The following is an 11831-nucleotide window of genomic DNA, read 5'->3' as shown; positions in this document are numbered from 1 at the left end:
CCCGAACAGGACCGTGAAACGACTCTACGCCGATGATAGTGCGGATTCCCGTGTGAAAGTAGGTAATCGTCAGGCTCCCCTCAAGCCAGAAACCCCCGCCCGATCAGGCGGGGGTTTTTGCATTGCGGCGCCAAAAAGGCGAGCGGCGAAGCGCCGTGTGACATGGGGCGGGTGTCGAGGTGTCGGCTCAAATCGGAATCGCTCCCATGAAATCGGCGCAAATGAACCTCGCCTATCGGGTGTCTGTCGCCAGCAATTGGTGTTGCTGAAGCCCGCCTCTGGTTCGCTGGTGGCCATCAGAGCCGCAACGGGAAACCGCGTTGGCAACCGCCCATGGCTATCCTCCCTCCGGCCTTGCCCGACGTCGACCGCGATCAGCCATGCCTGGCCCTCACCATCTGATAGTCAGTCAACAGGTGATGATCGTCGGCTTATGAGATGCATCTTCTGCCAAAATTTCCATATCTCGTGTGGCAGCGGGATGCGTCTTGCATTCGATCCGCCTTCCACGCGTTGTTGGCAAGAGTGGACAGGAAGTCACCGCACCGGCTCCCCTTGTCGCATGAATCCGCGCGACTGAACGCCAGCAAAGCCGCGACATTGCCATTAAGCGCCATTGGATCTAACGGGTCATATCTCGTCGAAAGAGCCCCCTCGAGGCGTGCTACACGCGCTTGAGCCGCGGCAAGAAGCGACTCGACTAACAGGCTGGCCGCACTGCGGCATATTGCAGGTCGGGCGAGATCCAAAATCGACGAGGTTCTTTTCGATGGCCGCTTGTCGACCCTCCTGTAGCACGTAGTTTTCCTCGATCAGCGAATAGACAGCGCCGCATATACGGTCTCGGCCCCCTCGTCGGCGTGAGGTGCGAGTTGCCTGCGTCGACGCGTGACGCGCGTTCCGTGCATGCCGTATTTGGATCGCCGAACGGAGAGTCTCCTGCAGGTGGGGGCCGGTGCACGGTGCCCGGTCTTGATTCCCGGCCAGTTCGAGCATTGCCGCGCAACGTATGTCGGATGTCGGTGCTCCGGCGACACCCATTGGCTCTCCAACGTATTCGGGGGCGTGAGGTGTGGCAAGGGCGCCTATATCGAATCCGACACGGATTGTGTTCAGTCGGACGAGGCAGCCCATAGGAGCGGTTGCGATATCGCGTGTCCGCCGAAGATTCGCTGCGATAAGCCGACCGCATACTGGCGTGAGCCGGCTTGTACGACGAGATGCATCGGTGCCAAACAGCAGAACATTCGACGCGGCAGCAGCAGGGTTATAGGGATGCCTGGACCTGGGGCGCGTCGTTGGCTATAGCGCATCCGTACAGAATCGCCGAATTCATCCTGCGGGACGTGGTCGGGCCACTGCATCTCGATTCATCGGTTGTGCCGCGCGAGCCGACGTACGCCCAACCCGGGCGTTCCGCATCGTTTGCTTCAACCATTGATACTCGCCGAGCGCCAAGCATGCCTCTGGCGCTGCGCGGTGAAGCCATAAGCCGGGCCTGGCTGTCGGATCGTCAGCAACTGGACTCGAGATGCGCTATAGGCGTTTCCCGGGGCCGCGGCATGTGCCGTTGCAACCACGAGGAATGCCATTGCAGAAAACGCGGACGCAGGGAGACTTGTACGGAGGCGGGAGGATCGCCGACACGGTATCGTGCCTTCCGGTGAAATCGTCGAACGCAGCGGAGCGATCGAATTCGGTGACGGAGCTGGCCGCGCCATCTCCGGCGAGATGTGTGGAAGCCTTGCCGGCACGGGGCGCCCCGGATCAAGACCGGGCCGCCCGCGACGCCCACTGCAAATCGTTATTTCCCGCCGGAAACGCCACCGAGCCTCCCGCGAACCATCGCCGCCCGAGCTCGCCGAACCCGCCCGGCACGAAATTTGCCGAAATTTTGTGTCTACCCGCTTGGCATTGTGCGAAAGAGGCCGTATGATGGCGGTCTTTCGTTTTCAGCGCTGATGCAGATCGGCGTTGAGGGCGGAGTCTGACGAAGATGTGGCGCCGATCGGCAACATCTCGCGCTTGCCTTAGCCGGGCGAGGGCGGGATCGGCGGGAAGCAGAAGTCGGGAAGAGAGTGAAAATAATCTTCCGGATGTGCTTGACAGGAGTGCGATGCACCCCCATAATCGTCAGTTCTCTACGGAGGGGTGCCCGAGTGGCTAAAGGGGGCAGACTGTAAATCTGTTGGCTTACGCCTACGTTGGTTCGAATCCAACCTCCTCCACCAAGATATCAGCGCAGTGAGCGGTAAGGAATCGTTAGTGGCCCGTGCGGGTGTAGCTCAATGGTAGAGCAGAAGCCTTCCAAGCTTACGACGAGGGTTCGATTCCCTTCACCCGCTCCAGACCGCTAAGTTGAAGCGTAGCGCCCATGTGGCTCAGTGGTAGAGCACTCCCTTGGTAAGGGAGAGGTCGGCAGTTCGATCCTGCCCATGGGCACCAGCAGTAAAAAGTCAGTGTCTTGTTTGCGCGCGGCGCAACCTGTGAAATTCCTTTTGGGAGTCGAAAATGGCCAAGGGTAAATTTGAGCGGACCAAGCCGCACGTGAACGTTGGTACGATTGGTCACGTTGACCACGGCAAGACGACGCTGACGGCAGCGATCACGACGGTGCTGACGAAGAAGTTCGGCGGCGAAGCGAAGGCATACGACCAGATCGACGCGGCACCGGAAGAAAAGGCGCGCGGCATCACGATCAACACGGCACACGTCGAGTACGAAACGGCTAACCGCCACTACGCACACGTCGACTGCCCGGGCCACGCTGACTATGTGAAGAACATGATCACGGGCGCAGCGCAGATGGACGGCGCGATCCTGGTTTGCTCGGCAGCAGACGGCCCGATGCCGCAAACGCGTGAGCACATCCTGCTGGCGCGTCAGGTTGGCGTTCCGTACATCATCGTGTTCCTGAACAAGTGCGACATGGTTGACGACGCGGAACTGCTCGAGCTGGTCGAGATGGAAGTTCGCGAACTCCTGTCGAAGTACGACTTCCCGGGCGACGACACGCCGATCGTGAAGGGTTCGGCGAAGCTGGCGCTGGAAGGCGACACGGGCGAGCTGGGCGAAGTGGCGATCATGAGCCTGGCCGACGCGCTGGACACGTACATCCCGACGCCGGAGCGTGCAGTTGACGGCGCGTTCCTGATGCCGGTGGAAGACGTGTTCTCGATCTCGGGCCGCGGTACGGTGGTGACGGGTCGTGTCGAGCGCGGCATCGTGAAGGTCGGCGAGGAAATCGAAATCGTCGGTATCAAGCCGACGGTGAAGACGACCTGCACGGGCGTTGAAATGTTCCGCAAGCTGCTGGACCAAGGTCAGGCAGGCGACAACGTGGGTATCCTGCTGCGCGGCACGAAGCGTGAAGACGTGGAGCGTGGCCAGGTTCTGGCGAAGCCGGGTTCGATCACGCCGCACACGCACTTCACGGCTGAAGTGTACGTGCTGAGCAAGGACGAAGGCGGCCGTCACACGCCGTTCTTCAACAACTACCGTCCGCAGTTCTACTTCCGTACGACGGACGTGACGGGCTCGATCGAGCTGCCGAAGGACAAGGAAATGGTGATGCCGGGCGACAACGTGTCGATCACGGTGAAGCTGATCGCTCCGATCGCGATGGAAGAAGGTCTGCGCTTCGCAATCCGCGAAGGCGGCCGTACCGTCGGCGCCGGCGTCGTCGCCAAGATCATCGAGTAAGCCAGTTATTCGTTGATCGACAGTTTTGGGGCTGGCATCAGCCGGCCCCAACATGGTTTAGGGGTATAGCTCAACTGGCAGAGCGTCGGTCTCCAAAACCGAAGGTTGGGGGTTCGATTCCCTCTGCCCCTGCCAAAAATCGCCACGTGTCCCACGTGGCATTTGTTTTAAGGTGTTATGGCGAATCCATCCGTCGAAACTGTAAATACCTCCGGCGATAAGCTGATGCTGGCCCTGGGCGTATTGCTGGTGTTGGCCGGATTCGTGGGCTTCTTCTGGCTGACCAATCAGCAGTGGTATGTCCGCGGTGCCGCGTTGGCGGTAGGTATCATCGCCGGCGTGGCCGTCGGGCTGATGTCCGCCCCTGGCAAGAGCCTCATCGCGTTTGCCAAGGATTCGTACAAGGAAGTCCGGAAGGTCGTATGGCCCACCCGCAAGGAAGCAACGCAAACCACACTCGTCGTGTTCGGTTTCGTGCTTGTGATGGCGATTTTCCTCTGGTTGAGCGACAAATCGATCGAATGGGTGATTTTCTCGGCGATTCTGGGTTGGAAATGATATGAGCGATACTCCGGCATCCCCGAGCGGAAAGCGTTGGTACGTCGTGCACGCCTACTCCGGTATGGAGAAGAGCGTGCAACGTGCGCTTCAAGAGCGTATCGAACGTGCTGGCATGCAGGACAAATTCGGTCAGATCCTGGTTCCGACCGAAGAAGTGGTCGAAGTCAAAGGCGGCCACAAGGCCGTGACCGAACGTCGTTTCTTCCCCGGCTACGTGCTGGTGGAAATGGAAATGACGGACGAAACGTGGCACCTCGTGAAGAACACCGCGAAGGTCACCGGTTTCGTCGGCGGTGCGCGTAACCGCCCGACCCCGATTTCCCCGAAGGAAGTCGAGAAAATCATGTCGCAGATGCAGGAAGGCGTCGAAAAGCCGCGCCCGAAGACCCTGTTCGAAGTCGGCGAGATGGTGCGTGTCAAGGAAGGCCCGTTCACGGACTTCAACGGCACCGTCGAAGAAGTCAACTACGAGAAATCGCGCGTGCGTGTGTCGGTCACCATCTTTGGCCGCTCCACCCCGGTCGAACTCGAGTTCGGCCAGGTCGAAAAAGTTTGATCCCGATTCGGTGGGCAGCCTTGGCTGCCCACCTTCGCGCTTACGGCCCGCGTCATGGTCGTTGAGGAGCGTCAGTAGCCAGCGGCGAAAGCGCGTTATCACTCACCGAACGCCTTCCCGGCGTTCCAATGAGGTTTCAAATGGCAAAGAAGATTATCGGCTTTATCAAGCTGCAGATCCCTGCAGGTAAAGCCAACCCGTCGCCGCCGGTCGGTCCGGCACTGGGCCAGCGCGGCCTGAACATCATGGAGTTCTGCAAGGCGTTCAACGCGCAGACTCAAGGCATGGAGCCGGGTCTGCCGGTGCCGGTGGTCATCACGGCATTCGCTGACAAGAGCTTCACGTTCGTGATGAAGACGCCGCCGGCGACCGTCCTGATCAAGAAGGCGGCGAAGGTGGACAAGGGCTCGAGCAAGCCGCACACCGACAAGGTCGGTTCGATCACGCGCGCTCAAGCCGAAGAAATCGCGAAGACCAAGATGCCGGACCTTACGGCAGCTGATCTGGACGCAGCCGTTCGCACCATCGCTGGTAGCGCACGCTCGATGGGTATCACTGTGGAGGGCGTGTAAATGGCTAAGATCTCCAAGCGCCGTCAGGCATTTGCCGCCAAGGTCGATCGTCAGAAGCTGTACGCGATCGAAGACGCACTGAGCCTCGTGAAGGAATGCGCGAGCGCGAAGTTCGACGAGTCGATCGACGTCGCGGTTCAGCTCGGCATCGACGCGAAGAAGTCGGACCAGGTCGTTCGTGGTTCGGTCGTTCTCCCGGCAGGTACGGGCAAGTCGGTTCGTGTTGCCGTGTTCGCGCAAGGCGAAAAGGCCGAGCAGGCGCGTGCAGCAGGCGCGGAAATCGTCGGTATGGAAGACCTGGCTGAGCAGATCAAGGCTGGCCAGATGGACTTCGACATCGTGATCGCTTCGCCGGATACGATGCGTATCGTCGGTACGCTCGGTCAGATCCTGGGCCCGCGCGGCCTGATGCCGAACCCGAAGGTCGGTACGGTCACGCCGGACGTCGCAACCGCCGTCAAGAACGCGAAGGCTGGTCAGGTGCAATTCCGTGTCGACAAGGCCGGTATCATCCACGCGACCATCGGCCGTGCATCGTTCGAGCCGACCGCGCTGCGTTCGAACCTGTCGGCGCTGATCGAAGCGCTGCAGAAGGCAAAGCCGGCAACGAGCAAGGGCGTGTACCTGCGCAAGATCGCACTGTCGAGCACGATGGGAGTCGGCGTGCGTGTCGACCAGGCTACGCTGGCAGCACAGTAAGCAAGTATTCGGGCCGCTTCGTTCACGAAGCGGCCTACATGGGCTTTGGGCGGTTGTTCGTGCAGTAGGGCGGACAACCGGTTATCAAAGACCGTTGGTGGGGCGCAGCAGGCAGGCGATCCCTTAATTCAAGCCAACGCAGATGGCGAACCCGAAAAAGTTTTGCAGTGGTGAAGCCGCAGGCCGCGAAGCGATTCGCGGCGTGAGGTGGAAATACTCCTAACGAGGTCGGACGCCGTTGTTGAACGAGGTACGTGAGGTTTCGGCCATACCGGCCATGCCGAACGTATCGTTTCTGGAGGCTAACCGTGCCGCTTAATAGAGAAGACAAGCAAGCCGTCGTCGCTGAGGTTTCCGCGCAAGTCGCGAAGGCCCAGACCGTTGTGCTGGCTGAGTATCGTGGAATTGCGGTTGGCGATCTGACCAAGCTGCGCGCGAAAGCGCGTGAGCAACAGGTTTACCTGCGCGTGTTGAAGAACACGCTGGCGCGTCGCGCCGTCGAAGGTACGCCTTTTGCTCCGCTGGCAGAGCAGATGACTGGTCCCCTGATCTACGGCATCTCGGAAGATGCCATTGCCGCTGCTAAGGTCGTCAACGACTTCAGCAAGAGCAATGAAAAGTTGGTCATCAAGGCTGGTTCGTTCGATGGCAAGGTGATGGACAAGGCTGGCGTGCAAGCGCTGGCAAGCATCCCGAGCCGCGAAGAACTGCTCTCGAAGCTGCTGTTCGTTATGCAATCGCCTGTTTCGGGCTTCGCGCGTGCTCTCGCCGCGCTGGCCGAGAAGAAGCAAGCGGAAGCTGCGTAAGCGAACGTGCATCAGCGTTACTGATCGCTGGCTGTATCCGAATTCAATTTAGGAGTATTTCAAATGGCAATCGCAAAAGAAGACATCCTGGCAGCAGTCGAAGGGATGACCGTTCTGGAACTGAACGAACTGGTCAAGGCGTTCGAAGAAAAGTTTGGCGTGTCGGCAGCTGCAGTGGCAGTCGCTGGCCCGGCAGGCGGCGGCGCAGCTGCTGCAGCAGAAGAGAAGACCGAATTCACGGTCGTCCTGGCTGAAGCCGGCGCCAACAAGGTTTCGGTCATCAAGGCCGTTCGCGAACTGACGGGCCTGGGCCTGAAGGAAGCGAAGGACCTGGTTGACGGTGCACCGAAGCCCGTCAAGGAAGGCGTCGACAAGGCTGCTGCTGAAGAAGCCAAGAAGAAGCTGGAAGAAGCTGGCGCGAAGGTCGAAGTCAAGTAAGTTTCGGCGCGCTGTGCGAAGGCTGGCGGTATTTTCACCGCCGGCCTTTTTGTGCTTTGTGGGGACGTTATTCTGGCACTCATTCGGGAGCCCGAATAATCGGCCCCAGAAGCCAAAGAAAACCGCTTGATCGTTGTGATGAATCACGCACGATTGGCGGTTCTCTTTGTCTTCTGAAGCGACTGCAGAAGGCAAGTTTGGTCGGGTAGCGGGCAACACAGGCATCCGCTGCCGTCAGCCAGCGGTTGGTAGCGGCCAACCACCAAGCTTCTCGGCTCGTTCAAGCCGTCGAACGGCCATCGGGTCTCAGTCGGTGAACACTCGGGTTTGAAACGTCCAGGTATTCCGCCTCGATAGCACCCGCCGTGATTCGGAGATCGTATGCAATATTCCTTCACCGAGAAGAAGCGCATTCGCAAGAGTTTCGCGAAGCGCCCCATCGTTCACCAAGTTCCGTTCTTGCTGGCTACCCAGCTTGAATCATTCAGCACGTTTCTGCAAGCCGATGTGCCCGCGACGCAACGTAAGCCTGAGGGTTTGCAGGCCGCGTTCACATCGGTATTTCCCATTGTTTCGCACAACGGTTTCGCGCGCCTCGAGTTCGTGAGCTATGCGCTGTCCTCGCCGGCATTCAACATCAAGGAATGCCAGCAGCGGGGCCTGACGTACTGCTCCGCGCTGCGCGCGAAGGTCCGCCTTGTCATCCTCGACAAGGAATCGCCGAACAAGCCGGTCGTCAAGGAAGTGAAGGAGCAGGAAGTGTACATGGGCGAAATTCCGCTCATGACGCCGACGGGCTCGTTCGTCATCAACGGCACCGAGCGTGTCATCGTCTCGCAGCTGCACCGTTCGCCGGGCGTGTTCTTCGAACACGACAAGGGCAAGACGCACAGCTCGGGCAAGCTGCTGTTCTCGGCACGGATCATTCCGTACCGCGGCTCGTGGCTCGACTTCGAATTCGATCCGAAGGACATCCTGTACTTCCGCGTCGACCGTCGCCGCAAGATGCCGGTCACGATCCTGCTGAAGGCCATCGGCCTGACGCCGGAACAGATCCTCGCGAACTTCTTCGTGTTCGACAACTTCACGCTGATGGACGAAGGCGCGCAACTCGAGTTCGTGCCCGAGCGCCTGCGTGGTGAAGTCGCGCGTTTCGACATCACGGATCGCGACGGCAAGGTCATTGTCCAGAAGGACAAGCGGATCAACGCGAAGCACATTCGCGACCTCGAAGCCGCGAAGACCAAGTTCATCTCGGTGCCGGAAGACTATCTGCTCGGCCGCGTGCTGGCGAAGAACGTCGTCGACGGCGATACCGGCGAAGTGATCGCGAGCGCGAACGACGAAGTCACGGAAAGCGTGCTCGAGAAGCTGCGCGAAGCGGGCATCAAGGACATCCAGACGCTCTACACGAACGATCTGGATCAGGGCCCGTACATCTCGTCGACGCTGCGCGTCGACGAAACGACCGACAAGACGGCCGCGCGCATCGCGATCTACCGCATGATGCGTCCGGGCGAGCCGCCGACCGAAGAAGCGGTCGAGGCGCTGTTCAACCGTCTGTTCTACAGCGAAGAAGCGTACGACCTGTCGAAGGTCGGCCGCATGAAGTTCAACCGCCGCGTCGGCCGTGACGAGATCGTCGGCCCGATGACGCTGCAGGACGACGACATCCTCGCGACGATCAAGATCCTCGTCGAGCTGCGCAACGGCAAGGGCGAAGTGGACGACATCGACCACCTCGGCAACCGTCGCGTGCGTTGCGTCGGCGAACTGGCGGAAAACCAGTTCCGCGCCGGTCTCGTGCGTGTCGAGCGCGCGGTCAAGGAACGCCTCGGCCAGGCCGAAAGCGAAAACCTGATGCCGCACGACCTGATCAACTCGAAGCCGATTTCGTCGGCGATCCGCGAGTTCTTCGGTTCGTCGCAGTTGTCGCAGTTCATGGACCAGACCAACCCGCTGTCGGAAATCACGCACAAGCGCCGTGTTTCCGCACTGGGCCCGGGCGGTCTGACGCGCGAGCGCGCAGGCTTCGAAGTCCGCGACGTGCACCCGACCCACTACGGCCGCGTGTGCCCGATCGAAACGCCGGAAGGTCCGAACATCGGCCTGATCAACTCGCTCGCACTGTACGCGCACCTGAACGAGTACGGCTTCCTCGAGACGCCGTACCGCAAGGTCGTGGACAGCAAGGTGACCGACCAGATCGACTACCTGTCGGCGATCGAGGAAGGCCGCTACATGATCGCCCAGGCGAACGCCGCGATCGACGAGAACGGCCAGCTGATCGACGAACTCGTGTCGTCGCGTGAAGCCGGCGAAACGATGATGGTCACGCCGGACCGGATCCAGTACATGGACGTCGCGCCGTCGCAGATCGTGTCGGTGGCAGCCTCGCTGATTCCGTTCCTCGAGCACGATGACGCGAACCGTGCCTTGATGGGTTCGAACATGCAGCGTCAGGCCGTGCCGTGTCTGCGTCCGGAAAAGCCGGTCGTCGGTACGGGCATCGAGCGCACCTGCGCGGTCGACTCGGGTACGACGGTCCAGGCGTTCCGCGGCGGTGTGGTCGACTACGTCGACGCAGGCCGTATCGTGATTCGCGTGAACGACGACGAAGCGGTCGCGGGTGAGGTCGGTGTCGACATCTACAACCTGATCAAGTACACGCGTTCGAACCAGAACACGAACATCAACCAGCGTCCGATCGTGAAGATGGGCGACAAGGTCTCGCGCGGCGACGTGCTGGCCGACGGCGCCTCGACGGACCTGGGCGAGCTCGCGCTCGGCCAGAACATGCTGATCGCGTTCATGCCGTGGAACGGCTACAACTTCGAGGATTCGATCCTGATCTCGGAGAAGGTGGTCGCGGACGATCGCTACACGTCGATCCACATCGAAGAGCTGAACGTCGTTGCACGCGACACGAAGCTCGGGCCGGAAGAAATCACGCGCGACATCTCGAACCTGGCGGAAGTCCAGCTCGGCCGTCTCGACGAATCGGGCATCGTGTACATCGGTGCTGAAGTCGAAGCAGGCGACGTGCTGGTCGGCAAGGTCACGCCGAAGGGCGAGACCCAGCTGACGCCGGAAGAGAAGCTGCTGCGCGCGATCTTCGGCGAGAAGGCTTCGGACGTGAAGGACACGTCGCTGCGCGTGCCGTCGGGCATGAGCGGCACCGTGATCGACGTCCAGGTGTTCACGCGTGAAGGCATCCAGCGCGACAAGCGTGCGCAACAGATCATCGACGACGAACTGAAGCGCTACCGTCTCGACCTGAACGACCAGCTGCGCATCGTGGAAGGCGACGCGTTCCAGCGTCTCGCGCGCATGCTCGTGGGCAAGGTCGCGAACGGCGGTCCGAAGAAGCTCGCGAAGGGCACGAAGATCGACCAGGCTTACCTGGAAGACCTCGACCACTACCACTGGTTCGACATCCGCCTCGCGGACGACGAAGCAGCGGCGCAGCTCGAAGCGATCAAGAACTCGATCGAAGAGAAGCGTCACCAGTTCGATCTGGCGTTCGAAGAGAAGCGCAAGAAGCTCACGCAAGGCGACGAACTGCCGCCGGGCGTGCTGAAGATGGTCAAGGTGTACCTCGCGGTGAAGCGCCGTCTGCAGCCTGGCGACAAGATGGCAGGCCGTCACGGTAACAAGGGTGTCGTGTCGAAGATCGTCCCGATCGAAGACATGCCGTACATGGCCGACGGCCGTCCGGCAGACGTCGTGCTGAACCCGCTCGGCGTGCCGTCGCGGATGAACGTGGGTCAGGTTCTGGAAGTGCACCTCGGCTGGGCCGCGAAGGGCCTCGGCTGGCGTATCGGCGAAATGCTGCAGCGTCAGGCGAAGATCGAGGAACTGCGCACGTTCCTGACGAAGATCTACAACGAGTCGGGCCGCCAGGAAGATCTGGAAAGCTTCACCGACGACGAGATCCTCGAACTCGCGAAGAACCTGCGCGAAGGCGTGCCGTTCGCGACGCCGGTGTTCGACGGTGCGACCGAGGAAGAAATGGGCAAGATGCTCGACCTCGCGTTCCCGGACGACATCGCCGAACAGCTCGGCATGAACCCGTCGAAGAACCAGGTCCGCCTGTACGACGGCCGCACGGGTGAAATGTTCGAACGTCGCGTGACGCTCGGCTACATGCACTACCTGAAGCTGCACCACTTGGTCGACGACAAGATGCACGCGCGTTCGACCGGCCCGTACTCGCTCGTCACGCAGCAGCCGCTGGGTGGTAAGGCGCAGTTCGGTGGCCAGCGTTTCGGTGAAATGGAAGTGTGGGCGCTCGAAGCGTACGGCGCATCCTACGTGCTGCAGGAAATGCTGACGGTGAAGTCGGACGACGTGACCGGCCGGACGAAGGTGTACGAAAACCTCGTCAAGGGCGATCACGTGATCGATGCAGGCATGCCGGAATCCTTCAACGTGCTCGTGAAGGAAATCCGCTCGCTCGGTATCGATATCGATCTCGACCGCAATTAATCGGACTAC

General features: G+C 60.6%; 8 protein-coding genes and 4 tRNA genes. All 12 read left to right on the top strand.

Annotated features, from left to right (window positions below; genetic code table 11):
• Positions 1-2145: 2145 nt before the first annotated feature.
• The 12 genes from H3O04_RS08480 to rpoB all read left to right on the top strand — a co-directional run bounded on the left by H3O04_RS08480 (position 2146) and on the right by rpoB (position 11822).
• A tRNA-Tyr gene (locus tag H3O04_RS08480) sits at positions 2146-2231 on the top strand.
• Positions 2232-2274: 43 nt separating this feature from the next.
• Positions 2275-2348, top strand: a tRNA-Gly gene (locus H3O04_RS08475).
• 22 nt (positions 2349-2370) lie between these two features.
• Positions 2371-2445, top strand: a tRNA-Thr gene (locus tag H3O04_RS08470).
• Positions 2446-2511: 66 nt separating this feature from the next.
• Entirely contained in the window at positions 2512-3702 is a 1191-nt protein-coding gene (gene tuf, locus H3O04_RS08465; protein ID WP_011350666.1) for an elongation factor Tu, read from the top strand.
• A 59-nt stretch (positions 3703-3761) separates the two neighbouring features.
• Positions 3762-3837, top strand: a tRNA-Trp gene (locus H3O04_RS08460).
• 42 nt (positions 3838-3879) lie between these two features.
• Positions 3880-4260 carry a preprotein translocase subunit SecE gene (gene secE / locus H3O04_RS08455; RefSeq protein WP_006477202.1) on the top strand — a complete coding sequence of 127 codons (381 nt, stop codon included), beginning with the start codon at positions 3880-3882 and terminating at the stop codon, positions 4258-4260.
• A 1-nt stretch (position 4261) separates the two neighbouring features.
• On the top strand, positions 4262-4819 hold the full coding sequence (nusG, locus tag H3O04_RS08450) for a transcription termination/antitermination protein NusG (protein WP_006400672.1): 558 nt from the start codon (positions 4262-4264) through the stop codon (positions 4817-4819).
• Between the two features lie 140 nt (positions 4820-4959).
• The gene (rplK, locus tag H3O04_RS08445; RefSeq protein WP_006477201.1) at positions 4960-5391 is read left to right on the top strand and encodes a 50S ribosomal protein L11; all 432 of its coding nucleotides are present in this window, start codon (positions 4960-4962) and stop codon (positions 5389-5391) included.
• A complete protein-coding gene (rplA, locus tag H3O04_RS08440) occupies positions 5392-6090 on the top strand; it encodes a 50S ribosomal protein L1 (protein ID WP_006482906.1) in 699 nt (232 codons plus the stop codon). It begins immediately after the preceding gene.
• Positions 6091-6398: 308 nt separating this feature from the next.
• Entirely contained in the window at positions 6399-6896 is a 498-nt protein-coding gene (rplJ, locus tag H3O04_RS08435; RefSeq protein ID WP_011546647.1) for a 50S ribosomal protein L10, read from the top strand.
• Positions 6897-6959: 63 nt separating this feature from the next.
• Positions 6960-7334, top strand: coding sequence for a 50S ribosomal protein L7/L12 (rplL, locus tag H3O04_RS08430; RefSeq protein WP_006477198.1), 375 nt, complete (start codon positions 6960-6962; stop codon positions 7332-7334).
• A 381-nt stretch (positions 7335-7715) separates the two neighbouring features.
• A complete protein-coding gene (rpoB, locus tag H3O04_RS08425) occupies positions 7716-11822 on the top strand; it encodes a DNA-directed RNA polymerase subunit beta (RefSeq protein WP_011546646.1) in 4107 nt (1368 codons plus the stop codon).
• Positions 11823-11831 lie beyond the last annotated feature (9 nt).

It is taken from the genome of Burkholderia sp. KCJ3K979, assembly GCF_016759955.1.
GTDB lineage: Bacteria > Pseudomonadota > Gammaproteobacteria > Burkholderiales > Burkholderiaceae > Burkholderia > Burkholderia orbicola.
Note: the sequence above shows the minus strand (reverse complement) of the source record. Positions and strands in the feature narration are given on the sequence as shown.